The following is a 25751-nucleotide window of genomic DNA, read 5'->3' as shown; positions in this document are numbered from 1 at the left end:
TGCCTTATGTAAAAGAAATGAACGGCTTACAGGCATCAATCAGTCCAGATAGAACAACCAACCCACAAAGGGTAAATTCTTTCTCAACATCTGTAGTTGAAACATGATGCTGCTGACAGCCATACGCGCACACAAACATGCGAACCCCTCCACGGGCAAGATTGCGATATGACTGAGACGTCATATTTTTAACCCCCTCATCAATGAGGTAGAGATACACCTCATGATTGGCGTCTAGTGCTGCCTGAGCAAGCCCAATAACTACCGCAGAACTTGGATGTGCAGGGGGAAGGGCTAGAAGGAACCCAATTTTCTGTTTCACAGGTTAATTCACAGGAATTTATGTGAATATTCAGTAGATTCGATGAGTTACTCACCGATAGGAGACTAAGTGGTTTTGAGGGGAAAGTCAATGCCTAAAAGCAGTGGTCAAGAAGGCCTGAGAAGAGACTGTATCTGGCTGGGAAGAGATGACAATAGAATATCATGCTGACTCTTGGAGTCCATATTTCGGAGCAACGCCACTCCCTTTATGGCCTCATCGTCGCCGAGTAAAAGCGTAAATTGACAGCCAAGCCGATCGGCTTGGCGAAGGTGCGCTTTCAACGTTGTCGCCCGAAAATCAGAGACAGCAGGTATGCCAAAGGTGCGAAGTTCTTCAAGAGCGGTAAGTCCGGCCACCGAACCTTTATCTCCGAAACCGGCGACATAGACAGTCTTCTCTGCAGGAATGTGAGATTTCTGAGAGTCTGGTAACAACATGGCTATACGCTCCAGCCCAACAGCAAAACCGACGGCTGGAGTCGAGGCACCTCCAAGTGTTTCCACGAGCCCATCGTATCGCCCTCCCGCCCCAACCGCGTTCTGAGCTCCAAGGTTTGTCCCGGTCACTTCAAACGTTGTGAGATTGTAGTAATCGAGACCTCGGACAAGCCGGTGGTTTAAGGAGTAAGGTATGCGGATGAGATCAAGACCGGCTAACACTTGAGCAAAGTAGGAACGGGCGGTCTCCGACAGAGATTCGGAAAGACGAGGTGCCTGCTCCGTAATGATTCGGCACTCAGGAACCTTGCAATCCAGGACTCGAAGCGGGTTAGCGTCGATGCGGTGTTTGCAATTACCACACAACTTAGCGTCGTGTTGTGTGAGGTAGCTGACCAGTAAGGGGCGATAGGTCTCTCGATCGGCTGCCTGGCCGAGGTTATTGGTTTCGAGGGTGAGGCCAGGAAGGCCCAGCTCATGGAGCATATGCCATAAGAGGGCAATCACTTCGACGTCGGCGCGGGGATCCGCCATGCCGTACGATTCCACACCGAATTGATGAAACTGCCTCAGCCGGCCGGCCTGCGGACGCTCGTGACGAAACATCGGCCCAGTATAGAAATATTTTTGAGGTACCGGGATAGCGGCACGATTGTGCTCGAGATAGGCCCGGACGGTGCCGGCAGTCCCCTCTGGGCGGAGGGTCAATGAGGTGCCGTCCCGATCCGGGAACGTGTACATTTCTTTCTCGACGATATCTGTGGATGCCCCGATGCTCCGTGCAAATAAGGTAGTCACCTCAAAGATTGGAATACGAATTTCGTGAAATCCATATCGGGTAGCCCATCGTCTGGCGGATTCTTCGATGAATCGCCAGCGGGGGGTCTCTTCCGGCAACAGGTCCTTGACGCCTTTGATCCCTTTGATCACAGACACGGAATCATCTCCTATATGTACTTACCGGTCATACTGCAGAGTTCGCGCGGACTATAGCGGCGGCCTCTGCGGCAAGTCAACGGCGTGAAGCTTGCGCCGTCCTACATCGGGAGGTATAGTGCCCAGCTTATGGTCCTGTTTTGTTCCCTCAATCTCCTATGAACCAAGATCAATCAGGCCGTCGGGTTTTGGCCTTGGCCCCCATGCCCCCTGAAAAGTCCGCCTATGCGCTGGCACGGTACAGCCGATCTCCCGACTCCATCGAGCAGAGCATCCGATGGGTGCATGGGCACTCGTCGGAAAAATTCTGGGAGCAGTTTTATTTTGATTACGGACATGCGTCGATCGCCGACCTTGGGCATGTCATCATCTGCTTCGAAGAGATTTCGGAACTCGCCGCGATTCGTCTGGAAGATGAGCCGCTCTGGGATGGTCAAGCAAAATCGAGCCGCTATCAGAACTTTGCCTCCAACCGATGGTTTGTCCCTGGTCAGATTCGAGGGAGCGAAACAGAGGCTCTCTATGAAGGGATTCTCCGAAGCCTCGGTGACGTGTATCGACTCCTCCATGAGCCTCTGAAACAGTTCCTGGCTGGGCGCGAGCCACGGCCTGAGTCGATGAAGCAGGCCGATTATGATCGGACTATTGCGGCACGGGCCTTCGACATCACCCGATACTTGCTTCCCCTCGCAGCCAAGACCAATGTTGGGCAGGTCGTCAGTATCCGGACGTTGGAGAAGCAGATTACACGCCTTCTCTCATCTCAACTCTCGGAGTTGCGGGCGATCGGGGAAGATCTGAAGGACGCGTGTCAACGTCCCCCGGTGAACCTCTGGGGTGAACTCTGCGGCCAGACCGCTGGCTTGAGTGATCCGTTGGCTCCGACACTGGCGCGGCATGCGAAAGCAAACGCCTATCAGGAATCGGTGTACTCTGATTTAGCTCGCCATGCCAAAGAAGCCTTGCGTGGGACTGGCCTCGATCAACCTGGAAACTGGGGACCAGTTGAATCCGTCGAACTGATAGAGCCGCATCTTCCGCTGGACGAACTCGTGGCAACGCTGCTCTATCGCGTCTCACAGGCTCCCTATCGCAAGATCCTTGAGGTGGTGAGAGAGTGGTCAGAGAAGGAGAAACAGGCGACCATCGAAGTAGCCACGAGACAACGCGGACCGTATGATGAGCTCATCAAAGAGTTCCGCAGCGGCTATGCCTTCACCTTCGACATCCTGATGGATATCGGGGCTTGGAGAGACATGCACCGTCATCGACGATGCCAGCAGGTGCAACAGAACTTCACGACCGTCCATGGTTACGATGTGCCGCCTCCATTAATCGATGCAGGTTTGGATCAGGAGTACCGGCAGGCCATGGATGCCGTGCGCCAGGATATCGAATCGCTCAGGAAGAAAGACCAAGAAGCTTCACTCTACGCCATTCCGTTTGGCTTCAAAATCCGATGCTTGTTTAAGATGGACTACGCGGAAGCAGAGTATATCTGCAAGCTCCGGTCCGGTGTAAAAGGCCATTGGTCGTATAGAACGGTGGCTTGGCAGATGAAGCAACAGCTGGCCAAGAGATATCCCTTCCTAGGCGACAGCATTCAGGCGACACCGCCTGACGTCGAAGACGCACTGACACGATAAAATCGTCACATCGTACATGAATACCCATCAGCAACAATGCGAAGCCGCTCTCGTGGCCGGCGCATGGGATACCCTGTTCGCTGAATCGATGGCCTGGAGCCGAGATCCGGACGGGGCGAAGGACCCGCGCCCGCTCTTTGCACGAAATGTAGTGTATCTCGTCCAGGGTCGGTTTGCCGACGCCTGGAAAACGCATGCACTCTGCCTTGAGGCCCAGGAACACATCGCAGCTGTGGGGAGCTGGATGAATGACCTCCTCGAGCGGGAGAGGAGCAGTGGTTATGCCCATCTCGTCCAGGGCTTGTTTCTCGCCCAGTCTGGGCAATCCGAACAATCGATGGGGCCATATGCGGAATCTGCAAGACTGCTTCCACAATCGGCTTACCCGCACTACTTCTTGGCGCAGATTCACGAACGGGCCGGCCATGTTGAAAGAGCGATCAAGGAGTATCGTGAAGCTGTCCGACTGGCTCCCGACTACGCGCCGGCCCGGATGAATCTGGGCGTGGCCTATCAAGACCAGGGGCGGCTGGAGATGGCCATCAAGGAATACCGTGAAGTAATCAAGCTCACTCCGAGCGATTCAGCCGCGCATTCCAATCTCGCTTGTGCCCTGGCTGAACAGGGGAAGATGGAACCAGCGGTGCAATCCTACAAAACGGCATTGAAGCTGAACCCCCAGGACGCCGAAGTGCACTTTGCGTTGGGCGGCCTTTATGAAACGCGTGGCCGCCTGGACCTGGCACAAAAGAGCTATCACGATGCGCTCAGCGCCAACCCTGACTTTGGCGCGGCCCACTCAGCCCTCGGGTGGCTGGCATTAGGGAAGCATCGGCTTCAAGAAGCGGCGGACATCTTCAGCCGGGCGCTCAAGTGCAATGAAGAAGATGCGCGTGCGTATCACGGCATCGCTGAAATCTATGCGATCCGCGGTAAACGCCAAAGCGCAATGGAAAACTACAGCAAGGCGCTGAAGTACTATCGAGATCCAGAGAAGAGAAACCAGATCATGAATCAGCTGTTTCAAGAAGGACAGGTAGGAGATTAAGGGTCGAGCCCCCTCGATTAATCCCATACAAGGGATTGCTCAGAATGACGGATCTCTCAGCGAGAAGTTGAAGAGAATGACAAGAGCGGACATTCGGGAAAATTTAGGAGAGAAGCTCCTGGCCATTGGTGTTGGACGAGAGACACTTCACGAACGACGGGATACAAGTTCTAGAGCTCGCGAATCGCGCCTTGCAGAACGGTAATCTGTGTCGTGGGATCGCCCGTCGCTTGCAGTTCGTTGCGGATCTGATCCTTGAGGTAAGAGGAATAGCCGACACGGTCGATGAGGAAGTCGAGGAAGCGTTCTGTCGGCAAGAGGCTCTGCTCCTTGAGCTCGTCGATGGTCTCGTCACTCACGGGGACGTACGTGCTGCCGATATGGAAGACCACGTTGTAGTGGCGCCCTGTCGCAATCCGCTCAAATCTCAAGCCCTTCACAGGTTCCTCCTTGAAAGCCTCACAAAGGGTCTCATTCTAGACAAGGTCGAGTCGTGAAGACAAGAGTGGCCTCAGGGCTCGCTGAGTGGACAGTGATGACGGGGGGCATTTATCATGACATGCTTCTTGATTAGACTGACCGGTGAGATGAATTGTGATGACTGCGGCGGAGTTGATCGAGTCATGGATCGTTAACCTTGAAGCCGAGCAAGCGCGTCTGGTTGAAACGGGACAGGATGCTCCGGCCATGGCGTTACAGGGCCGACTCGTCAGGACGATCGGCGGGCTGCATCTGTACGAGTTTCTCGTACCCGGTGAGGTCAGGCTGTCTATGGACCTTCCGGTCTCCATCGTCCCTGCCGATGACACGGATACGACGGAGGGAATCGTACTGCGGCAAACGGGGCCATCGATTCTGGTTCAACTGGTCGATCACCTCGGAAGTGAAGTCCCTTCTGTCACTCTGGTTCCAGACAAAGCCGGGCTGGTTGGTACGGCAGCGGCCCGTTTAAAAGAGATTCTGGCGAAGCCCGACCTGTACCACCTCGGGCCAGCCGAGCGGTTGGCGGCGCTTCTCCAGACGCCGACTGCGGAAGTGGAAACGTTCTCCGCTAGTTCATCCGTCTTCACGACCCTGTGGTCCGATGACCGAGTGCTCCGTCGACAAAAGCTTGGGAGCCTGGCGATGGACTTGGTTCGCGCCAATAAGCGTATTCTGTTGCTCTGTCCCGATCATGAAGACAGTGATGAGCTTGTCGGGATGGTGGGGCGCATCATGAAGGCGGGCGGATTGAACCCCAGAACGTGGGTGACGCGATATGAGCTCCCGATGATACCGCAAGCCGCCGGCCTCGATCTTCAGGAGCTGGGGTTTGAAGCCCAGATGCATCAATTCTACGCCAAGTCACAGGGTGATAAGGCCTCGTTGAAGCAGAAGTACGACCGGTTTCGGGAGTTGGCCCCGTTTCTGTCTCAGAAGGACGCAAAACAAAGAGATTTGGACGAAGTCCGTCTTCTGGAATGGCGCTTGGTGACACAGTTCCGAGAACTTCAAGTCAAGCTGGCGGGAGTCGACACGACGCTCAAAGAATTTGAGACGCTCCCGTTGTTTCAACGTCTCGCGATGCAGACCGTTGGGAAAAATGTGGACTCGCTCAAGCAGTACCGTGTGTTATATCAGAGTCAGATGGATCGCCTGAACAGCGAGATCGATGTGGCCAAAGGAAGAATTCAGCAGCTTGTTCCGGAAGCGGCGGTGCCTCGAGGGCAGCGTGCGGAGTGTGAGGACCTCAAGGAACAGATTGCGAAGCTCGGTGGGGCCAAGAAAGTCCGAGAGCTTCTCGCGGCTGAGGAGAATCCGAATCGCCAAGCCTTCGTCCAGAATCGACGTCTGGTTGCCGCAACGCCCACGCGAGTCGCAACCGACCCGTTATTCAGCCGCGTGCGATTCGATGTACTCATGGTCGATGAAGCCCCGCAGATAGCCATACCATCACTGCTGGCTGCTGCCGGACTTGTCCATGAACGCATTATTCTGAGCGGCGATCCACGAGCCATTGCGACAACCGGGCAATGGGCGATGCCTCAGAAAGGCTCCCGGGCTGTTTCGGAGACCGCTCCCTTACCACTTGCTTGACGTGGGTGAGGAGAATTCAGGATAATCCCCCATCTCGCAGGTTATTCAGCAGCACGCTCAACGCGGTTTTCAACGAAGCCGCAGGTAGCTGGAAGAAGGACCAGGGTAGCTCATTGCATTCGGGGATGTTCAAAAAGGCGGGTCAGCGAGGCCGCAGTGAATGAAAGCTTGAGGCGTACTCTTTACCGGTGGGTTGAGACCTTGAGCGAAACGAAAACAAAGCTGGTGGTCTTTTTCAACATCCCTTAGAGCCGAAGTGGTGGAATGGCAGACACGCCAGCCTCAGGAGCTGGTGCTCGCAAGGGCGTCCGGGTTCAACTCCCGGCTTCGGCACCAACCCTACCGTTGAATGACATCCCTCAGCCTGCCCTCGCATCAGAGTGTTGGAGCCCTTCCTGGCTAGGGACCCAGGCGGATCCATCGACCTCCGATCACCACTTCTTAGGACCTTCCACGTATCATCCTCAAGCGCAGAAGTGGTATTTTGGTGACAGCTTCATCAGGTTCAACAACAATGAACGTAGTCACAATCGACTCCCGTGAGCAGAGTGTGAGTATTCAAGAAGCCGCCGGCATATTACCAAGAGTGAACCGGTCGGCTTCACGATAGATAATCAGGCTGAAAGGTAGGGACGCAATGAGACGACTTGTGCTCGCGGGAGTCTTGATTCTGAACAGTGCGGCGATCGCCGCGGCAGTGGAACCACCGCCCGGGGCTCCAAAGCCGGTGGTCCCCCCCAAATCAATCCCGCTGGCTGGGGAAGAGCCCTATGAAGCATTGAAGCAAGGCGACTACCGAGTCGCAGCGGTACTCTTCTCTCCGAGGGCGGAGAAGGGCGATGTGCGAGCGCAGTACAACCTCGGGCTCCTGTATGCCAGCGGGATGGGTGTGGTGCAGGACTACCAGGCCGCATTGAAATGGCATCGGCTGGCGGCGGGGCAAGGGCACGCTGGAGCGCAAAATGAACTCGCGCAGATGTATGCAAAGGGACAGGGCGTGCAGCCAGATTCAGTGCGAGCTTATGTGTGGTACAGCGTTGCGGGGGAATCGATGACAGGCGGGTCGAAAACGGAAATCATGAAGGACCGGGACCATATGGCTAAACGCATGACCCCAGAGCAGATTCAGAAAGCAGAGGGGCTGACGAAGCAGTGCCTAGAATCACAATTCAAGAAGTGTGGTGAGAAATAAAGGCGGTCGATATCATTATCCGAACACGATTCCTCCAAACTCAAAACCTTCCGTAGTTCGTTTCTCCATGTCTATCCAGCTGGTTGTCTGACCAACTCGAAATAGCTTCCAGCTAACGGAAAGCTCCGACCGATTCCAATCGTAAGCTTCCCACCTTGCGTTCATCGTGAAAATGCGTAGAATCTGGCGCGGAGGCAGAGCAATCCGTTCGCCCTGAACTCGTCGAAGGGCGTATGATCTCGTATCTAAGCCGTTCATGGTTCGACAAGCTCACCACGAACGTATTTTTAGGTACAACACGACCATGAGCAAGATCCTGATTTCGTATCGGCGTAAGGATAGCGCCGATGTCACTGGTCGGATCTATGACCGGCTGGTCCAGCAGTTTGGGAGAGAGTCGGTTTTTGTCGACGTGGATTCCATCCCCTTTGGCGTAGACTTTCGCAAGCATCTGGATGAGCAGGTGGCCAAATGAGTGACATCTTCATCAGTTATGCCAACGAGGATCTTCACCGGATCCAATCATTAGTGGAAGCACTTGAAGCCCAAGGCTGGTCAGTCTTTTGGGATCGCACGATCCCATCTGGCAAGACATGGCGAGAATTCATTGGGAAGGGACTGCGCGATGCACGATGTATCGTGGTGGCGTGGTCAAAGACTTCAATAGACTCGGTATGGGTGCAGGAGGAGGCGGATGAGGGACGCGAACGAGGCATTCTGCATCCAGTACTAATTGATGACGTAAAGCCACCACTAGGTTTCAGAGCCATTCAGGCTGCGAAGCTAGCTGGATGGAACTTCACGGACCCCTCGCCAGAATTCAAGCGATTCCTGAGGGATTTGGAAAACATAATCGGTCCACCTCGACCAGAGGAATCGTTATCGTCCTCGGCAGGCATGCAGCCCCAAGAACAGCGACTTTCTCAAATGAGACCGGCGCCCGGCATGATGAAAGTGCCGAAAGGACCATTCCTGTATGGTGACGATAACACTCTGACAGTGCTTCCGTATGACTATTGGATCGACAAGTACCCTGTGACCAACGAGAAGTATCGAGTGTTTGTTCAAGCGGTGGGTACGAAAATAAGCAGTACTGGCCAAATGGATTTAATCCCAAAGTCCCAGGATACTTTTGTGAATGGAACAAGACGGGTAAGGATGAACATCCCGTGGTCGGTGTCAGTTACTACGAGGCAGAGGCCTATGCGAAGTGGGTGGGGAAACGATTACCGACGGAGCAAGAGTGGGAAAAGGCGGCACGAGGGACAGATGGACGCAAGTACCCATGGGGCGAAGAGTTTGATGAAGGAAAATGTAACTATAAGTACCTGGGCATGTTTGGTATCCTATCTAGCATCATTCTTAGTGTGACCACGCCAGTCACGCAGTACCCCAACGGTGTCAGCCCCTATGGCTGCTATGACATGGTGGGAAATGCGTGCGAGTGGTGTTCAGGTCTGTATAGCAATATGCTCAAAGGAAAGGTAGTCCGTGGAGGGCCTACCGCTATGGGCATATATCGTATCAAGCAGACCAATCTGCGTGCTTCGAATCGGTATGGGGGCCAGGCCGACGATCAGAGCGGCTTCATTGGTTTTCGTCTCGTCCAGGACGTTCCCTAACTCTGTGCATCCTTATTATTCAGGCGAGCAACTGTTCACCCTTCGACAGGCTCAGGGCGAACGGGTATAAGTCTAAAAATACGTTATCTCCGCTCGTGCTGAGCGCGTCGAAGCACGGTCATGAGGGCTTGAGATAACTTCTAGGCCGCACGTAGCTTTCTGATCTCTTCCAGTGTGGTCTCGATGTCCTTCGGTGAGTTGAGAAGACTCGGTGCGAGCCGAGCATATTTTGTCGCGTAGGGTGTCACGCTTCCGACGATGCTGTGCTGACGGAGCTGGTCTACGACTTGACGAGGCGACAGCCCGGCCACTTCGAAACAGACGATTCCCGCCGACAGATCCTGCGACATTGGGGTGTGTAGCGTGACATGGGGCATGGCCGCCAAGCCCTGCTTCAGTTGTTGGTTCAATTCATAGACGCGCTGTGTCACTTTGGATTTCCCGATCGCCTGATGAAACAGGAAGGCTTCGTCCAGCGCCCAGCGATGTTCGAAGGAATGGAATCCGCCTGGGGTCATATGAATGGATGGCGGAAGATCCTTCGAGGATTTGTTTTCCATCCAGAGGTCGTAGGCCTGACCGCTAAAGGTCGGGATCGTTGCCCTGGCGATCGGCCATGCTCTTGGGTGGCCCCAAACCAAACCAGTCCCACGCGGGCCAAACATCCACTTGTGGGTCCCGGCGATCAAGAAGTCGCAGCCGAGTTCGCTCACGCGGAAATCTTCAACTCCCAAGGCATGCACCCCATCCACGCAGAAGATGATCCGGTCTCGCTCGTCTCTCGAGCGATTGATAGCTTGGATCGCCAGCGCCATCTCATGAATAGGCAGTTTAAGCCCTGTGCTGGAATGGACCCAGGTGACGGCCACAATGCGCGTCATCGGGGTGATGCTTTTTCGCAGCGATTCGACGATTTCATCGCGTGAAACGGTCTTGAGTGAACGATAGAGGTGAATCTGTCGTACCATGGCGCCTGTCCGTTCGGCGCGAAGACGCAGCGCAGTTTCCGTCGAATAGTGGTCATGGGTCGTTGTCAGAATTTCCTGCTCGTTACCAAGCTTGAGACCACCATAGAGTAGCCCCAGTCCCATTGTCGTGCTGTCGGTGAGGGCGATATCGGTGGGATAGCCTCCCAGATACTCGGCAGCCGCCTGGAGCACCTTCGCGTCCTGTTTCTCTTCATGTTCAACCCAATAGCCGATGGGATTGGCATCCAGTCCGGCTCGGTGTCGTTCGATGGCCTCACGCACCGGGGTGGGATGGGATGCAAGGAAGAACGCGGCTAAGTGGATAAGCTGTGGAGAGAGGGGAAACTGAGCGCGAACCTCATCCCAGTTATCAAGTTTTCTTTGTGGAGGTTCGGCATGGGTGTGACTGTGGGCACCAGCTAGTACCGCTGCACCTAAGGCTAAGCCTGTCCGGACCAGAAAGCCTCGACGTCCGATGTCGATCATAGAGTGCCCTCCTCATACATGAATCCTCCGTACTGTACTGCTTGTTTGGAAAATCAGGCAAGGAGAGACGCAAACGAAGCCCCTGACTGATGAACCAGCCAGGGGGCGGACCTGGTACAGGAGGTTCTGTTAGTTCTGATACGTCTCAATCGGCGGACAGCTGCAGACGAGATGGCGGTCGCCGTAGGCCTCATCGATTCGACTGACACTCGGCCAGAACTTGCTGTGTTTGACGCAGGAGGCGGGAAACGCCGCTTGTTCGCGGCTATAGGGTCGGTTCCATTCCGTGGCGGTCACGCTCGCGGCGGTATGAGGTGCGTTCTTGAGCACATTGTTGGTCCGTGGCTGGCGACCGTCGATGATCTCCTGAATCTCTGCGCGGATCAAGATGAGCGCTTCGCAGAGACGATCGAGTTCGTGCTTCGACTCGCTCTCCGTCGGTTCGATCATGAGTGTGCCGGCTACGGGGAACGACACGGTCGGCGCATGGAAGCCGTAGTCCATCAAGCGCTTGGCGACATCCATCGCCTCAACGCCGGCGCTTTCCTTGAATTCACGCAGGTCCACAATGAATTCATGCGCCACCAGTCCTGAATCTCCTCGGTACAGAATCGAGTAGTACTTCTCCAGACGCTTGGCCATGTAGTTGGCATTGAGGATAGCTACCTGTGTGGCCTTGGTCAGGCCCTCTCGTCCCATCATGGCGATATAGGTCCAGGAGATAGGAAGAATACCTGGGCTGCCGAACGGTGCTGCCGATACGGGGCCGATGGTCTGTGGGCCACCAAGCTTGACCACGGGGTGCCCTGGTAAAAACGGCACCAGATGCTGCGCGACGCCGATGGGTCCCACGCCCGGCCCGCCGCCGCCATGGGGAATACAAAACGTCTTATGGAGATTGAGGTGGCATACATCGGCTCCAATGTCGCCCAGACGGCAGAGGCCGACCATGGCATTCATATTGGCTCCGTCGATATACACCTGTCCCCCGTGGGTATGGACGATTTGGCAAATGCGCCGCACGCTGGCCTCAAACACTCCGTGGGTGGAGGGATAGGTCAGCATCAGTGCCGCCAATCGGTCTCGATATTGCGCCGCTTTGGTTTCCAGATCAGCGACATCCACATTTCCGTTCCGATCGCATGCGACGACCACCACCGTCATGCCGACCATCGCCGCGCTGGCGGGGTTCGTGCCGTGAGCAGAAACAGGAATCAAGCAGACATCTCGATGGGTCTCTCCCCTTGACCGATGGTACGCCCGAATCACCATCAAACCGGAATACTCGCCCTGAGATCCGGCGTTCGGTTGCAGCGAGAAAGCCGCGAATCCTGCAATCTCGGCCAACCAGCCTTCCAGTTGACGAAACAAGGTTTGATAGCCACGCGTTTGGTCAACTGGGGCAAATGGATGGAGACGGGCGAACTCCGGCCAGGTCACCGGCAGCATTTCTGATGTGGCATTGAGTTTCATCGTGCAGGAGCCCAGCGGGATCATCGAGTGCACCAGCGAGAGGTCTCGCGCTTGCAGTCGATAGAGATAGCGGAGCATTTCGTGTTCAGAGTTATAGCGGTGGAACACCTCATGCGTGAGATACGGACTGACCCTCATCAATGGAGTGGGGTATGTGAGATTAATGGAAGAGACAAGATCCGAAAGGCGGAACGGCAACTGGTCATGGCCAACGAAGATCTGCAGGAGGCGGAGGACTTCCTGCTCGGAGCTGACTTCGTCGAGCGACAGGCCGATGGAGCCGTCTTCGTACTGTCGGAAATTGATCCCTTGCGCCTCTGCCCTCGCGACGATCTGCTCGACTTGAGGCTTGGATATCGGTACTCGAATCGTATCGAAAAAGACCTTGGGCAACACCTCGAAGCCCAGGCGACGCAGGCCCTCCGCGAGCAAGAGCGTCAAGCCATGGACCCGTTCGGCGATGCGACGCAACCCTTCCGGCCCATGGTAGACCGCGAACATGGCGGCCATGACGGCCAGCAAGACCTGGGCGGTACAGATGTTACTCGTGGCTTTTTCTCGTCGGATGTGCTGCTCGCGTGTTTGAAGGGAGAGCCGAATGGCCGGCTTGCCGGTGACATCCTTGGAGACACCGACGAGTCGACCAGGTATCTGCCGTTTGAATTCTTCTTTAGTCGCCAGAAACGCGGCATGAGGTCCCCCGAAACCGATTGGGACGCCGAACCGTTGGGTCGAGCCAACGGCAATATCAGCGCCGAATTCTCCGGGTGAACGGAGGATCGTGAGTGCGAGGAGATCGGTGGCCACGACGACTAGAATCCCGGCTTCATGAGCCTGGGTCACCAACTGACTAAAATCACCTACATAACCGTCCGTGGCAGGGTACTGCAGGAGGATGCCGCACAGTTCCGGGCGCGTACAATCAGTGGTCGATGGGACTCCCGTTTTGAGAATAATGCCTAGGGGTTCAGCCCTTGTTTGCAGCACGGCGAGGGTTTGTGGATGGCAGTCTCGTGAGACGAAGAACTCATGGCGTTCCTGACCAGCATGGCGGGCGATCGCGTAGCACATCGCCATTGCCTCCGCGGCAGCCGTCGCTTCATCCAAGAGGGATGCATTGGCCAGCGGGAGCCCGGTCAAATCCCCGACCATGGTCTGAAACGTGACAAGAGCCTCCAAGCGGCCTTGTGAGATTTCGGCCTGATACGGAGTGTACTGCGTATACCAGGCTGGATTTTCAAGAATGTTCCGTTGAATGACCCCGGGCGTGACACAGTCGTAGTATCCCATGCCAATCAGCGACCGATACACCTTGTTCTGGGCCGCGATCCCCTGCAGTCGTGCGAGAACAGCTTGCTCGCCTTCGCCGTCGGGAAGGTCCAGAGTTTGTCGAAGACGGATATCAGGCGGAACCGTCGTGTCGACTAATGTCTCGAGCGACTGGTGGCCTAAAGTCGCCAGCATCTCTTGAAGATCTGCGTTTGTTGGCCCAAGGTGTCGATGCACAAAGTCGTCCGTCGGTTGAAGCCAGGTCGGAGTGTTCATGAAGTCGTCCATCCCATTTTGTGATTGTCCAGATTGCTGCCGCTCGTGCTAGGCCTATGGGTCATCGTGTTAACCGCGCAGCCTACCATGGGATCACTACATTTCCAAGCGACTGACCTGCTCCTTGTTCAGAAAGGTCATGGCGACGATGAAGAGCGCTGAATAATCAGGTGTGAGGTCCATCTTTACCCTCCGGAACTATTCGGCTCATTCTCCGAGCGTCACGAGCGTGCACAGCCTCGCTCTTTCGTTGCTTTTTGAAGAATTCACGTTATTGTGAAGTGATCAATCGAGTCCGGAGCGTTGACCATGCTCGCCACAAGTCGAAGCTCCAGTCAGAATTCTGAGAAGCCATCCACGGGGCGTTCCTTTAAAGGAACCGCCCTCGTCCTCACACTGGCCATCAGCCTCCTGGCCGGAGGTGGATACGTGCTCTTTAACGGCCAGGGGTTACCAACCACCTTTTTGGCACCTTCTCCTCAGCAAACCGCGTCCCTGACGGAGCGCCAATCGAATTCCGGGACGATGGACGTGCGCCTCACACGCGAAGGAATTGACCGGCTTCTCGCAACGCTCGACGACGCCGTTCGTCGAAAAGATGTCGATGGTGTCCTCCGTCACATTTCGCATGACGCGATGATCACCATCCATCTGAAGCAAGGCCCACAGCAGCAAACGGCTTTGTTGACACGGGATGACTATCGCAAGACATTGGCCATGGCATTCGCCTTCCCCAGCAACAATGATTTCACACGCACAAATACATCAGTCTCGTTGGCTGCGGATGAGCGAAGCGCCAAGGTATCCTTTAAGTCGACCGAAACCCTTCGACCAGCCAATCATGAATTCAAGGCAGAAGGCGAAGAAACCCTCCTCTTCACTATCCGCGATGGGAAACCGATGATCAGCTCTCTGGAACAGACCTTCCCCGGTGACTCCACCTAGTAGGGTGCGGTTGAAGTCGCTGTCCCTCTGATTCATCCTGGGCCTGTCGCCGCATGTGAGAGGGAATTCCCCCCAGCTTTCTTGGGTTCCGAGATTCATCGTGCGTCGTTTGGTATAATCACCCCCTGATCAATCTTTACGGGAGTGGGTATGCGGGTGCTTGTTCTCGAAGACGAAACCAAAGTCGGCTGCTTTATTAAGCGGGCATTGGAAGAAGAAAGCTATGCCGTCGATCTCTGCGAAGACGGGGCGAAGGGGTTAGAGATGGCATTGGCGACCAACTATGATCTCCTGGTGGTCGATGTCATGTTGCCGGGTATGTCGGGGTTGGATGTGCTCAAGAATCTTCGTCGTGAACGGATTCAAACGCCGGTGTTGATTCTGTCCGCTCAATCGCAGATCGATCAGCGAGTCAAAGGACTGGATGCTGGTGCCGACGACTATCTCACGAAACCATTTGCCATCGATGAGCTATTGGCGCGGGTTCGTGCCTTACTGCGCCGTGGTGCAACAGAAAGTCCGGGAGTGCTCCAAGTCGATGACTTGCTGCTCAACCCGGCGACGCGTGAGGTGACACGAGGAGGGCAACGCATCGAGCTGACTCTGAAAGAATATGCCTTGCTGGAATACTTGATGCGTCATACCGGTCGGGTACTCACCAGACCGATGATTTCTGAGCACGTATGGAATCAAGACTTCGACACCTTTACGAACGTCATCGATGTCTATGTGAACTATCTCCGGAACAAGATCGACCGAGGTCGGACGAAGAAATTGATCCATACGATCCGCGGAAGCGGATACATGCTCAAGGCCGACTAGCAAGATGCGGACACTGGTGTCCCCCACCTACGACGCTATTGCGGCAGTCCGGTACCGAGATAGCACCGCGATTCTTGTTCGCCTTCATCAGTCAGGAGGTCTCTGATGCCGCTACGTGTCCGGTTGACACTCTGGTATGGGACCGTGCTCGCGCTGGTCTTGATCGTGTTCTCCGTGGTTCTCTACGCCATTACGGCGCGAAATCTCCGCGACACCGTCGATGAGTCATTGGAAGATACGGCGACGACGGCCGTGCGCTTGCTCGAAACGCACGGATTTCTTCCTCTGATCGATGAAGAGGTACTCCTCTCTCAGTTTCCGGAGCTGACGCGAATCGATAAGTTCTTCCAGATCTTCAGTCCTTCCGGCACCATTACGATTCGCTCCCCGAACATCAAACAGCACGAGGTTCCACTGAGCCGGACGGCCCTCGACGCCGCGTTCGCCGGGGAGAGTATTTATGAGTCGGCCAAGTACCCGAAGGAGCCTCCCTTGCGGTTGATTTCTATGCCGATCATGTACCGAAGCAATCTGTTGTATATCGTGCAGGTTGGTACGTCGATGGAGTCAGTCGGAGAGACACTCCATCGATTCCTCGTCCTGGTTGTGGTGGCGATCCCGATTGCGCTGGCCGTGTCGCTTGCTGGAGGCTGGTTTCTGGCAGGGCGGGCGCTTCGCCCGGTCGATAGGATTACTCTGGCTGCGCAGCGGATTGCCGCGGGAGATCTCAGTCAGCGGCTCAGTATACCTGGGGCCCACGATGAAATCGGGCGTCTGGCGGCTACCTTCAACAACATGATCGGCCGATTGGATGCCTCGTTTCGCCAAATCCGCCAATTCACCAGCGATGCGTCGCATGAGTTGAGAACGCCGCTGACCGTGATGAAAGGCGAAACAGATCTGGTTTTGAGGAAGTCTCGTCCGCTTGAAGATTACAAGGCGGTGTTGGAGAGCAACCTCGAAGAGATTGATCGGATGACCCGCATCGTGGATGAACTGCTGTTTCTTTCGCGCGCCGATATGGGGGAGGTGAAGGTCGAGTCTATGCCGGTGGTCCTGCAGGCGCTGGTGGAAGACGTCCATCGCCAGGCGAAGTTGCTGGGACATGAACGACAGATCGAAGTGGTGCTGGGAACCGTCATGCCCGTCATTGTCCAAGGGGATGACCTGCGGCTTCGTGAGCTCCTGCTCAATCTCGTTGAAAATGCGATGAAGTATTCGAATCCTGGCGGCAAGGTCGAGATCTCGTTGTTGAAGAACGGACAGGAAGCCAGACTTTCCATCACCGACCATGGGATCGGCATTGCAGAGGCCGACCACAAGAAGATTTTCCAACGGTTCTACCGCACGGATGTGGCCCGTTCCCACACCAAGAAGGGAACAGGGCTCGGGCTTGCCATTTGCGCCTGGATTGCAGATCTCCATAAGGGGCGGGTCGAGGTCAAGAGTGAACTCGGCCAAGGATCGACCTTTACGGTCGTGCTGCCGCTCGTCACTCTTCCAGCTTAGCCACGTTTAATCCTCGATTAATCTTCCTCTCATCACCGATTGTTAGATCTGGTACTTGATACCGGACAACAGTCCGCGCAGTGATGAGTTCGAAGAATCTCGAGAGCATGATCTGCAGCATGATAAAGGAGGGAATCATGTCATCGCATCCCTATCGTACGATCGGTTCTATTGTTGGAATCGGACTGGTGAGCGGGGCCCTAATATGGGGTGGCCACTCACTCACCCTGTCCCATGCATCCAATGCCCCCTCACAGGGCGTCGTACCTGCCGCCACTGTTCAGCCAGCGCCAGGCTTTACAGACGTCGCCAAACGAGTCACTCCGGCGGTCGTGAACATTACGACGGTCATAACGGAGCATGTGACAGATGGCTCACCCGTTCCGGATGAGCTACGAGAACGAATGGAGGAATTCTTCGGGAAACCATTTGGACCTCGTGGGCGTCGACCAGAGGCCCCGTTTGACCATCGAACGCCTCGGAAAGGACAAGGATCCGGTGTGATCATTTCGTCGGATGGCTATATTGTGACGAATAATCATGTGATTGCCCAGGCCCGAGAGGTCAGCGTTACCCTTCCCGATAAACGGGAATTTAAGGGCAAGATTGTCGGAGTGGATCCGAAAAGTGACCTTGCCGTGATCAAGATCAATGCCGGCCATCTTCCGACCGTGACTTGGGGTGATGCGTCAAATCTTCAAGTCGGTGAGTATGTCTTAGCGGTCGGCAACCCCTTTGGGCTCAATTCCACCGTGACGCTTGGGATCGTGAGCGCGGTGGGTCGCGGCCAAATGGGGATCACTCAGTACGAGGATTTTATTCAGACGGACGCCGCCATTAACCCTGGCAACTCGGGCGGTGCGCTGGTGAATACCAAGGGGGAGCTGGTGGGCATCAACACGGCCATCTTTTCACAGACAGGAGGATATCAAGGCGTGGGGTTCGCTGTGTCGACCACGATGGTCAAGCCGATTTATGAGAGCCTGATCAAGTCTGGCAAGGTTGTCAGAGGATATCTGGGGATAGGGCTTCAGGGATTGAGCCAGGATCTGGCCGCGTCATTTGGCCTCAAGGATGCGAAAGGGGCATTGATCAGCGATGTGAAGGCAGGGAGTCCTGCGGATCAGGCCGGCCTCAAGCAGGGGGACGTGATCGTCAGCTATCAAGGGACTCCGGTGGAAGATGGGGTCGCCTTACAACGACTCGTCACCAGGACCACTGTTGGTGTCAAGGTGACACTCAACGTCATTCGTGATGGAAATGAACGTGAGTTGACCGTCAGGGTGGGTGAGCAGCCTGACGAATCTAAGGTCGCGAAGATGCAGTACGGAGGTTCCGACGATGCTCTGTCGGGTCTTGTGGTTGAGGAGTTGGATCAGGACCGGGCAAGACAGCTTGGATTTCATGGAGCGAGTGGCGTGGTGGTGACAAAGGTTGATCCAGACAGCGGCGCCGAGAGGGCCGGTCTTTCTGTGGGTGACGTGATCCAAGAAATGAATCGGCGACCGATCAAGTCAGTCAAAGATTTTGAAAAGGTGTCCGCAGATCTCAAGAAAGGATCCAACGTTCTGCTTCTGGTTACTCGGCAGGGGAGTTCCTTGTTCGTATCCGTCAAAGTGTAAGAACTGTACTCGTTCCAAGGTAGAGGGAGGAGGAGGCAACATCCTGCTCCCTCTTGCTGGGGCTTCAGGTCTTTTAGTCGAAGACGACGGTTTTTCTCCCGTACACTAAGACCCGGCGCTCAATGTGACGACGAACCGCTCTTGCCAGCACGACTTCCTCAAGATCTCGCCCTTTCCGAACGAGATCCTCCACCGTATCTCGGTGTCCCATACGAATCACATCTTGTTCGATGATAGGCCCTTCATCCAGGTCTTGGGTTGCGTAATGGGCAGTCGCTCCAATGATCTTCACGCCGCGGTCGTAGGCCTGTCGGTAGGGGTTGGCTCCGATAAAGGCCGGAAGAAAGGAATGGTGAATGTTGATGACGGGGCAGCCGACCTGTGCCAGAAAATCCGCGCTGAGAATCTGCATATAGCGCGCCATGACCACAAGCTCGATGCGATGTTCTTTCAGCAAGGCGACGACCTGTTGTTCCTGTCGGGGTTTGGTTTCCTTCGTGACGGGATAGACGGCATAGGGGATGTTAAAAAGCTCAGCCCAACTTGCACATGTGTCGTGGTTTGAAATGATGATGGGAATATCGATGTGCAGCTCGTCTCGACGGTGCCGTTGGAGAAGGTCGGCCAGACAATGATCCTGTTTCGAGACCAGAAGGGCGACACGAGGTCGTTGGCTGGACGGATACACCTCATAGTGCATTTCATAGACTTTCGCGATTGGATCAAAGGCGGCTGGAATATCGCTGGGGGGCATCTGAAGTCCATCCGTGGCAAATTCCATCCGCATGAGAAAATCGTTGGTATCCTCATCGGTGTGGTGATCGGAGTCGAGAATGTTGCCGCCGAAATCGTGAATGAATCCCGATACGCGTGCAACGATGCCCTTGCGATCTTTACAGCGGATCAGGAGCACGATCGAGTCCTTCTTCCGTGACGTCATGGGTGTGTACTCCTTCCGGAGTTGTTACGATCAGTGTATGAAGAGCGGCAAGATGCCGTTTTCAGTGGACAGGTGTCGTCACGATGCGTCCGACGAGATCGAATCCCGCGGCGTCGGTGATCTCGACTCTGCAGAAGTCACCAGGTGCCGGTTCCGAAGTCTTGCCGCCGGCATCGGCTGAGTCCTCGTCGACATAGACGACGCCGTCTATTTCAGGAGCAAGCCCTTCATGACGCCCTTCGAGAACGCCCTCTGTCTCTTCAGATCGCCCATCAATCAGCACATCGAGGATCGAGCCGATTCTAGCCCTCCCTTTTGAAGCGGCAATCGTTTCCTGGGCGGAGAGGATCATATTACGACGGTCTTCCATCACGTCCTGCTCGACTTTGTCATCTAACTCGGCTGCCGGGGTATCGTCCTCATCTGAATACACAAATACTGCGACTCGGTCGAACTCCGCCTGTTCCACATATGTGCGCAGCTCGGTGAACGCAGCCTCGGTTTCTCCAGGGAAGCCGACAATGAACGCCGTTCGGAAGGTGACTCCGGGGATACGGGTTCGGATACGATCGACGAGTGATTCGATGGTTGTGCGATTTCCTAGGCGATGCATCCGGGTAAGCATCCGATCATTAATGTGCTGGAGCGGCATATCAATGTACTTGGTAATCTTGTCTTCCTCGGCATAGAGGTCCAGCAACTCATCCGTGACTTGTTGGGGATACAGATAAAAAGGTCGGATCCATTGGAGGCCATCCACTTTGACCAATTCACGAAGGAGTGACACGAGGCCTTGGCGAAGACCGAGATCGACACCATAGTTCATGGTGTCTTGCGAGATGAGGTTGATCTCCTTGACTCCTTCGGCAGCAAGCCGGCGTGCTTCTGCCACGATAGATTCCACCGGTCGGCTGCGCTGTTTCCCACGCATCAACGGGATCGCGCAGAACGTACAGTTGCGATTGCAGCCTTCGGCGATTTTGACGTAGGCGCTGTGCTGTTTGCCGAGTCTGAGACGGGGAGCCAGTTCGTCATACAGATAGGGAGGTTGACTGATCCAGAGGCGCTTGTGTCGTTTTTTGGGGACCAATAGATCGCGGCAAATATCCGCGATCTTACCGAATTCACCGGTGCCGACGACCCCGTCCAACTCCGGCAACTCTTTCAACAAGTCTCCTTGATACCGTTGGGCTAGGCAGCCGGCAGCGATCAGCACGCGACAACGTCCGGTCTTCTTAAGGTGCCCATGTTCGAGAATCGTGTTGATCGATTCTTGTTTGGCCTCTTCGATGAAACCGCAGGTATTGACGATGACCACGTCGGCTTGTGTTGGATCGCCGGTCAGTTGAAACCCTTCCGTGACCAATGTCCCGAGCATAATTTCTGAGTCGACCTGATTCTTAGAGCAGCCGAGGTTGACGAAACCGATGGTTGTTGCAGATCGATTGACGCGGGCGGTCTTCGTGGAGCGCGCGCGTGTTGGAGTAATCAGAGGTTGTGACATGCCAGGCAGTCTACGGGAAGGTCAAAAAGGCTGTCAATGCGCCCCTTGCGGAAGCTCGAGCAATTCCCCTAGAGTGCCCCTCATGATTCGAACTTTTCAGGGCATCAAACCGACCATTCCCAAGTCATGCTTTATAGAAGAAACGGCTGTGGTGGTCGGCGATGTGGTGATGGGCGAGGACTGCAGCGTGTGGTTCAACGCCGTGATACGAGGCGATGTAAACTATATCAGGATCGGCAAACGGACAAATGTGCAAGACCTCTGCATGCTACATGTGACACATGATACACATCCCCTAATCATGGGCAGCGACGTCACGATCGGTCATAACGTCGTTCTACACGGCTGTACGATCCATGATCGCGTCCTGGTGGGGATGGGAGCCATCATCATGGATGGCGCTGTGATCGGCGAGGATTCGGTAGTGGGAGCCGGAGCCTTGGTTGTCGAAGGAACGATCGTGCCGCCGAAGAGTCTCATCCTCGGGTCACCTGCAAAGGTCAAGCGATCGGTCACCGAGAAGGAATTAGCCTGGATCAAGGAATCGGCGGGCAACTATGTGCGATATGCCAGGCAGTACATGGGCGATCCATCGAAGAAGACCGGTTTTGAACTCTGATAGATCACGATCGTCGACTTTCTTACTTCTCCCCTTTTACCTCTTCCCAACCTTGATAAAACAGATCGGATCGCCGACGAGTGCCGTGGGATATCGTCTTCGTTCCACACGATACGGAACGTGGTGCCGGTGGCACCAGTCTGCAATCCACACCGCTTCTTCCGTTGACGTTGTCACCAGACCGGGGATTGTCAATTTCGGCAGACATCGATTGACGATCGTCTGCACAATCCGCCGTTCCTTCTGAAACTCAATAGGATTGAATGTCACCGGATCTGCTTGGCCATAGGACAGGGGGGAGAGATGCGGAAATCGTTCGGGATCGTTGAGGACGCTGACCATCCAGAGATGGTCGAAACGCCCTTGTGCCGAGGAGGCATCGCGAGCAAGGAAGCGCACCGGCAGGTCGCGACAAGCGCGGTTGAGAATCGTGACCTCTGATCGTCTAAGGTTATAGGGTTCAACGTATCGTTCACGATCGATGGATTCTGCAATCAGCACCGGAAGTTCCGCCACGCCGGCTCCTATGTAGAGGCTTCGGCCGCCACGAGGTAACTTCTTGACGAGAGCTTCGGCTACCAGTGTCCCTAACTTTCGGCAGGGTTCCCGCTTGGCGCGCCAGAACTCATTGCCGCCTTCGTAGCAATAGACGGACTCCAGGCGCTTGTAATCGAGGTGGGTGAATACATCGGTGATTATACGTCGAGCTGAACCAGATACTGGTTTTTTCATAGATGTCTTGTCCCATGGCGGGTATCGAATAACCCTTCAACCACACAAGCAGCCGGCAGTCTATCGAAATCAAATGCTCCAAAGCTATGTAGATGGTCGACTAGCTAACTCAATGACGGTGGCCTTGAGGCCATTGGCGACGGCAGCAATGAAGTCGAGACTCAACGTGTCGAGCGTGTCGGTCGAACGATGGTAATGGGGGTTTCGGAAGTTGGCAGTATCAGTCAGCATGACAGCGGGGAATCCCTGCTCCCAGAACGAGGTGTGGTCGCTCCGTCTCGTGTCTGGGAGCTTTTCTCCGTTGCCCGGCACGATCAGCGGAACAATTGGAAGGTGCGGCTTCATGGCCTGGACAACAGAGCCGGTCAGATGGTGTGAGCGTTCGTTACCGATGACAGCCAGAAAATTGCCCGTTGTGGGTACCGCGATTGGGATACCAGGAGGGATTTTCTGTGAATTGGGTTGATGGCTTGCATAGCCGACACATTCCAATACGATCGCTCCATGGATGGATTCACCATTGTTCCGTAAGAGAGACGTGTAGGCCTGGCTACCGAGCAGGTTCTCTTCCTCTAAGTTAAACGCGATGAAACGGATCGGTCTGGCCAACGTCATGGCTCTTACCTGACGTGCCACCTGAAGCATCACGACGAGTGCACTGGCATTATCGTCAGCGCCTGGAGATCCTTCAACAGTATCGAAATGTGCAGCAAGGATCAGCGGTGGTACAGATTGTGATAGGCCTCTCTCCGGAAGCACCGTTCCGATCACATTGTGGGAGGTGCCGCCCAAGGCAGGGAAGGGTTGCGTGGTCACGGTTAGCCCTGCTTCCGAGAAGCGACGGTGTAGGTAGGCCTCCGTCTGTCGTAAGCGGTTCGGTGAGGTGATGGGATGGCGTTCCCCCACCAGGGCCTGAAGATCTTCTCTGAGTTGATTCCGATCGATAGGCACAGAACTGGTTTCCAGCTGCAGGAGGGTTAGGTCACGATTTCGGTGCCGATACCCTTCCGCGTGAAGATTTCAAGCAGAATGGCGTGCGGAATACGCCCATCAATAATGTGGGCTTTCCCAACCCCGTCACCCAAGGCATCCAAGCAGGCGTGTACCTTTGGGATCATCCCTTCCGTGATGGTCCCTTTCTTCATCATGCGCTGCACATCTTTACGGGATACGGTGGAGAGGTGGCGCCCGTTGGCGTCGCGAATGCCTTTGATATCGGTCATCATCAGCAGTTTTTCCGCCCGCAAGGCTCCGGCGACCGCTCCGGCCACGAGATCGGCGTTGATGTTGTAGGTATTGCCCTCACGATCCGTGCCGATGGGCGCGATGATCGGGATGTAGTGGTCTTCCTGGAGATTGCGTAACAATCCCGGATCCACCTTTTCGATGTCACCGACCAAGCCGAAATCACCTTCGCTGTCTTCTCCATGGACATCGCGATTGAGGCTTTCCGCCCAGGCCTTCGCCGTCAAGGGCTTGCTGAGGATCAAGCCGCCGTCCTTCCCGCTCAACCCAACCGCGCTGCCGCCATGCCGGGTGATCAGGTCGGTCAGCTCCATGTTGATTTTCCCGGCCAGGACCATCTCCACGATTTCCATCGTGGCTGCGTCGGTGATCCGGACACCATGGCGGAACTTCGCTTGAATGCCGAGTCGATCGAGCATCTTGTCGATTTGTGGCCCGCCGCCATGAATGATGACTGGGTTGATACCGACATATTTCAGGAGGACGACATCTTGCGCAAACCGCTCTTTGAGTGATGCGTCTGTCATTGCGTGGCCGCCGTACTTCACAACAACGGTTTTTCCACGAAACGTCCGGATGTACGGAAGAGCTTCGATCAGGACGTCGGCTTTTTTGATGAGTTTGTTCATGCCCCTCTCCCGTCGATCAGAACGGTCTCCTACAAGATATACCGGCTCAGATCTTGGTCTTTGACGATATCCTTCAATCGATCCCGGACGTAGGTGGCGGTGATGTTGATCCGCTTGTCCGGCCAGCCTGGTCCCTCGAAAGAAATTTCTTCCAACAACCGTTCCATGATGGTGAAGAGGCGACGGGCACCGATGTTCTCGGTTCGTTCATTCACTTGGACAGCGATCTCTGCAATTTCCTCCAAGCCGTCCGTGGCGAACTCGATGGCCAGTCCTTCCGTGGCCATCAAAGCCTGATATTGCCGGACCAACGCTCCCTTTGGTTCCGTGAGAATGCGGACGAAGTCGTCTTTGGATAGGGGGCTCAGTTCAACGCGGATTGGGAAGCGCCCTTGGAGCTCTGGAATGAGATCGGACGGTTTGGCCACATGGAAGGCCCCGGCTGCGATGAAGAGAATGTGGTCCGTCACGACCGGGCCATATTTCGTGTTGACGGTGCAGCCTTCTACGATGGGCAGCAAATCTCGTTGCACACCTTCTCGGGACACATCGGGTCCTGCTGTGCGCTCGCGACCGGCGATCTTGTCGATCTCGTCCAGAAAGACGATTCCGGTCTGTTCTACCTTGTTGATCGCTTCACGCGTGGTGTCGTCCATATCGATCAACTTCTGGGCTTCCTCCTGCGTCAGATGTTTCAGCGCTTCGGGCACCTTCATAAGTCGCTTCTTCTTTTTACCTTGGAACATGCCACCCAGCATGTCACGAAGATTGTTCTCGATGTCATCCAGCCCACCCACATTGGAGATGACGCCGACCGGAACTCCCCGCTCTTTGACTTCCATTTCAACGGTTCGTTCATCCATCTTGCCTTCGCGCAACTGGAGACGGAGTTTCGACCGTGTCGTTTCATGAGAGTCCGGATGAGGTTGTGTGACCGTCTCGGTTGTGCTGTCCACAAATCCGGGCCGAGGTGGGGGCGGAGGCAAGAGGAGGTCGAGCAGGCGCTCCTCAGCCTGTTGTTCGGCCTTGTGTTGGACGAACGCCAGGCGTTGGGTCTTGACCATGTTAATAGCAAGCTCGGTGAGGTCGCGAATGATCGATTCCACATCGCGCCCGACATAGCCCACTTCGGTGAACTTCGACGCTTCGACCTTGATGAACGGCGCTTCGGCCAGCTTGGCCAGCCGTCGGGCAATCTCCGTTTTGCCTACGCCGGTCGGCCCGATCATGATGATGTTCTTCGGCATGACCTCATCGCGAAGGTCGGGCGACAGTTGTTGGCGTCGCCAGCGGTTGCGAAGGGCGATGGCGACCATGCGCTTCGCATCCTTTTGTCCGATGACATAGCGGTTCAGTTCGTCGACAATCTGACGGGGAGTGAGATTGTTGAGATTCAACGCGACAGGCTCCGTCGTGAGCGGCTTCATCAT

At 55.3% G+C, this 25751-nt stretch carries 21 protein-coding genes, 1 tRNA gene and 1 pseudogene; 12 read left to right on the top strand and 11 right to left on the bottom strand.

Annotated elements, in window-relative coordinates:
* Window positions 1-4: 4 nt before the first annotated feature.
* Window positions 5-322 carry a DsrE family protein gene (locus ACYX34_RS04460; protein ID WP_462075350.1) on the bottom strand — a complete coding sequence of 106 codons (318 nt, stop codon included), beginning with the start codon at window positions 320-322 and terminating at the stop codon, window positions 5-7.
* Between the two features lie 107 nt (window positions 323-429).
* Window positions 430-1698, bottom strand: a complete 1269-nt coding sequence (hisS, locus tag ACYX34_RS04455) for a histidine--tRNA ligase (RefSeq protein WP_462075349.1) — start codon at window positions 1696-1698, stop codon at window positions 430-432.
* Between the two features lie 158 nt (window positions 1699-1856).
* Between hisS and ACYX34_RS04450 the strand changes: the two genes are divergently transcribed.
* Both ACYX34_RS04450 and ACYX34_RS04445 read left to right on the top strand, forming a co-directional pair.
* On the top strand, window positions 1857-3344 hold the full coding sequence (locus tag ACYX34_RS04450) for an FAD-dependent thymidylate synthase (RefSeq protein ID WP_462075348.1): 1488 nt from the start codon (window positions 1857-1859) through the stop codon (window positions 3342-3344).
* 16 nt (window positions 3345-3360) lie between these two features.
* The gene (locus ACYX34_RS04445; protein ID WP_462075347.1) at window positions 3361-4392 is read left to right on the top strand and encodes a tetratricopeptide repeat protein; all 1032 of its coding nucleotides are present in this window, start codon (window positions 3361-3363) and stop codon (window positions 4390-4392) included.
* Window positions 4393-4562: 170 nt separating this feature from the next.
* Here ACYX34_RS04445 and ACYX34_RS04440 read toward each other — a convergent pair whose 3' ends face one another.
* Window positions 4563-4832: a hypothetical protein gene (locus tag ACYX34_RS04440; protein WP_413933425.1), complete on the bottom strand. Its 270-nt coding sequence runs from the start codon at window positions 4830-4832 to the stop codon at window positions 4563-4565.
* 157 nt (window positions 4833-4989) lie between these two features.
* Here ACYX34_RS04440 and ACYX34_RS04435 point away from each other — a divergent pair, with 157 nt between their 5' ends.
* The 5 genes and pseudogenes from ACYX34_RS04435 (at window position 4990) to ACYX34_RS04415 (ending at window position 9282) form a co-directional block, all read left to right on the top strand.
* Window positions 4990-6468, top strand: coding sequence for an AAA domain-containing protein (locus ACYX34_RS04435; protein ID WP_462075377.1), 1479 nt, complete (start codon window positions 4990-4992; stop codon window positions 6466-6468).
* Between the two features lie 250 nt (window positions 6469-6718).
* Window positions 6719-6804: transfer RNA gene (locus ACYX34_RS04430), tRNA-Leu, on the top strand.
* A gap of 301 nt (window positions 6805-7105) precedes the next feature.
* Window positions 7106-7660, top strand: coding sequence for a tetratricopeptide repeat protein (locus tag ACYX34_RS04425; RefSeq protein WP_462075346.1), 555 nt, complete (start codon window positions 7106-7108; stop codon window positions 7658-7660).
* Window positions 7661-7964: 304 nt separating this feature from the next.
* Window positions 7965-8135, top strand: coding sequence for a hypothetical protein (locus ACYX34_RS04420; protein WP_462075345.1), 171 nt, complete (start codon window positions 7965-7967; stop codon window positions 8133-8135).
* Window positions 8132-9282: pseudogene (locus ACYX34_RS04415) on the top strand (SUMF1/EgtB/PvdO family nonheme iron enzyme). The gene ACYX34_RS04420 and the pseudogene ACYX34_RS04415 overlap by 4 nt, the downstream one beginning before the upstream one ends.
* A gap of 140 nt (window positions 9283-9422) precedes the next feature.
* Here the strand turns inward: ACYX34_RS04415 and ACYX34_RS04410 are convergent.
* Together ACYX34_RS04410 and gcvP are read right to left on the bottom strand one after the other, a co-directional pair.
* Window positions 9423-10736 (bottom strand): aminotransferase class V-fold PLP-dependent enzyme, encoded by a 1314-nt coding sequence (locus ACYX34_RS04410; protein ID WP_462075344.1) that lies wholly within the window; start codon window positions 10734-10736, stop codon window positions 9423-9425.
* Between the two features lie 129 nt (window positions 10737-10865).
* Window positions 10866-13754: an aminomethyl-transferring glycine dehydrogenase gene (gene gcvP / locus ACYX34_RS04405; RefSeq protein ID WP_462075343.1), complete on the bottom strand. Its 2889-nt coding sequence runs from the start codon at window positions 13752-13754 to the stop codon at window positions 10866-10868.
* A 309-nt stretch (window positions 13755-14063) separates the two neighbouring features.
* Between gcvP and ACYX34_RS04400 the strand changes: the two genes are divergently transcribed.
* The 4 genes from ACYX34_RS04400 to ACYX34_RS04385 all read left to right on the top strand — a co-directional run bounded on the left by ACYX34_RS04400 (window position 14064) and on the right by ACYX34_RS04385 (window position 18652).
* Complete coding sequence (locus tag ACYX34_RS04400; RefSeq protein ID WP_462075342.1) at window positions 14064-14699, top strand: Cif family virulence factor; 636 nt, start codon at window positions 14064-14066, stop codon at window positions 14697-14699.
* Between the two features lie 150 nt (window positions 14700-14849).
* Window positions 14850-15521, top strand: a complete 672-nt coding sequence (locus ACYX34_RS04395; protein WP_462075341.1) for a response regulator transcription factor — start codon at window positions 14850-14852, stop codon at window positions 15519-15521.
* Window positions 15522-15626: 105 nt separating this feature from the next.
* A complete protein-coding gene (locus tag ACYX34_RS04390; RefSeq protein WP_462075340.1) occupies window positions 15627-17030 on the top strand; it encodes a sensor histidine kinase in 1404 nt (467 codons plus the stop codon).
* 137 nt (window positions 17031-17167) lie between these two features.
* Entirely contained in the window at window positions 17168-18652 is a 1485-nt protein-coding gene (locus tag ACYX34_RS04385) for a DegQ family serine endoprotease (RefSeq protein ID WP_462075339.1), read from the top strand.
* A gap of 73 nt (window positions 18653-18725) precedes the next feature.
* Here ACYX34_RS04385 and purU read toward each other — a convergent pair whose 3' ends face one another.
* Both purU and rimO read right to left on the bottom strand, forming a co-directional pair.
* Window positions 18726-19592 (bottom strand): formyltetrahydrofolate deformylase, encoded by an 867-nt coding sequence (gene purU / locus ACYX34_RS04380; protein ID WP_462075338.1) that lies wholly within the window; start codon window positions 19590-19592, stop codon window positions 18726-18728.
* 61 nt (window positions 19593-19653) lie between these two features.
* On the bottom strand, window positions 19654-21096 hold the full coding sequence (rimO, locus tag ACYX34_RS04375; protein ID WP_462075337.1) for a 30S ribosomal protein S12 methylthiotransferase RimO: 1443 nt from the start codon (window positions 21094-21096) through the stop codon (window positions 19654-19656).
* Window positions 21097-21178: 82 nt separating this feature from the next.
* On the opposite strand from rimO, the gene ACYX34_RS04370 reads away from it, so the two are divergent.
* A complete protein-coding gene (locus tag ACYX34_RS04370; RefSeq protein ID WP_462075336.1) occupies window positions 21179-21715 on the top strand; it encodes a gamma carbonic anhydrase family protein in 537 nt (178 codons plus the stop codon).
* A gap of 36 nt (window positions 21716-21751) precedes the next feature.
* On the opposite strand, the gene ACYX34_RS04365 is transcribed toward ACYX34_RS04370, so the two are convergent.
* From ACYX34_RS04365 to hslU, 4 genes are all read right to left on the bottom strand, one after another.
* Window positions 21752-22447 carry a hypothetical protein gene (locus tag ACYX34_RS04365; protein ID WP_462075335.1) on the bottom strand — a complete coding sequence of 232 codons (696 nt, stop codon included), beginning with the start codon at window positions 22445-22447 and terminating at the stop codon, window positions 21752-21754.
* 84 nt (window positions 22448-22531) lie between these two features.
* The gene (locus tag ACYX34_RS04360; protein ID WP_462075334.1) at window positions 22532-23398 is read right to left on the bottom strand and encodes a M28 family peptidase; all 867 of its coding nucleotides are present in this window, start codon (window positions 23396-23398) and stop codon (window positions 22532-22534) included.
* A 26-nt stretch (window positions 23399-23424) separates the two neighbouring features.
* The gene (gene argB, locus ACYX34_RS04355; protein WP_462075333.1) at window positions 23425-24321 is read right to left on the bottom strand and encodes an acetylglutamate kinase; all 897 of its coding nucleotides are present in this window, start codon (window positions 24319-24321) and stop codon (window positions 23425-23427) included.
* 29 nt (window positions 24322-24350) lie between these two features.
* Window positions 24351-25751, bottom strand: a complete 1401-nt coding sequence (gene hslU / locus ACYX34_RS04350; RefSeq protein WP_462075332.1) for an ATP-dependent protease ATPase subunit HslU — start codon at window positions 25749-25751, stop codon at window positions 24351-24353.

The sequence above is a fragment of the Nitrospira sp. CMX1 genome, assembly GCF_054902215.1.
This window is presented reverse-complemented; position numbering and strand designations above follow the sequence as displayed.

Bases quoted from the DNA above. Each gene is read 5' to 3' on its own strand.
- argB (WP_462075333.1), bottom strand. From the start codon at position 24,321: ATGAACAAACTCATCAAAAAAGCCGACGTCCTGATCGAAGCTCTTCCG.
- hslU (WP_462075332.1), bottom strand. From the start codon at position 25,751: ATGATGAAGCCGCTCACGACGGAGCCTGTCGCGTTGAATCTCAACAAT.
- purU (WP_462075338.1), bottom strand. From the start codon at position 19,592: ATGACGTCACGGAAGAAGGACTCGATCGTGCTCCTGATCCGCTGTAAA.
- ACYX34_RS04425 (WP_462075346.1), top strand. From the start codon at position 7,106: ATGAGACGACTTGTGCTCGCGGGAGTCTTGATTCTGAACAGTGCGGCG.
- gcvP (WP_462075343.1), bottom strand. From the start codon at position 13,754: ATGAACACTCCGACCTGGCTTCAACCGACGGACGACTTTGTGCATCGA.
- ACYX34_RS04435 (WP_462075377.1), top strand. From the start codon at position 4,990: ATGACTGCGGCGGAGTTGATCGAGTCATGGATCGTTAACCTTGAAGCC.
- ACYX34_RS04445 (WP_462075347.1), top strand. From the start codon at position 3,361: ATGAATACCCATCAGCAACAATGCGAAGCCGCTCTCGTGGCCGGCGCA.
- ACYX34_RS04390 (WP_462075340.1), top strand. From the start codon at position 15,627: ATGCCGCTACGTGTCCGGTTGACACTCTGGTATGGGACCGTGCTCGCG.
- ACYX34_RS04385 (WP_462075339.1), top strand. From the start codon at position 17,168: ATGTCATCGCATCCCTATCGTACGATCGGTTCTATTGTTGGAATCGGA.
- rimO (WP_462075337.1), bottom strand. From the start codon at position 21,096: ATGTCACAACCTCTGATTACTCCAACACGCGCGCGCTCCACGAAGACC.
- ACYX34_RS04365 (WP_462075335.1), bottom strand. From the start codon at position 22,447: ATGAAAAAACCAGTATCTGGTTCAGCTCGACGTATAATCACCGATGTA.
- ACYX34_RS04410 (WP_462075344.1), bottom strand. From the start codon at position 10,736: ATGATCGACATCGGACGTCGAGGCTTTCTGGTCCGGACAGGCTTAGCC.
- ACYX34_RS04420 (WP_462075345.1), top strand. From the start codon at position 7,965: ATGAGCAAGATCCTGATTTCGTATCGGCGTAAGGATAGCGCCGATGTC.
- ACYX34_RS04395 (WP_462075341.1), top strand. From the start codon at position 14,850: ATGCGGGTGCTTGTTCTCGAAGACGAAACCAAAGTCGGCTGCTTTATT.
- ACYX34_RS04450 (WP_462075348.1), top strand. From the start codon at position 1,857: ATGAACCAAGATCAATCAGGCCGTCGGGTTTTGGCCTTGGCCCCCATG.
- ACYX34_RS04400 (WP_462075342.1), top strand. From the start codon at position 14,064: ATGCTCGCCACAAGTCGAAGCTCCAGTCAGAATTCTGAGAAGCCATCC.
- ACYX34_RS04370 (WP_462075336.1), top strand. From the start codon at position 21,179: ATGATTCGAACTTTTCAGGGCATCAAACCGACCATTCCCAAGTCATGC.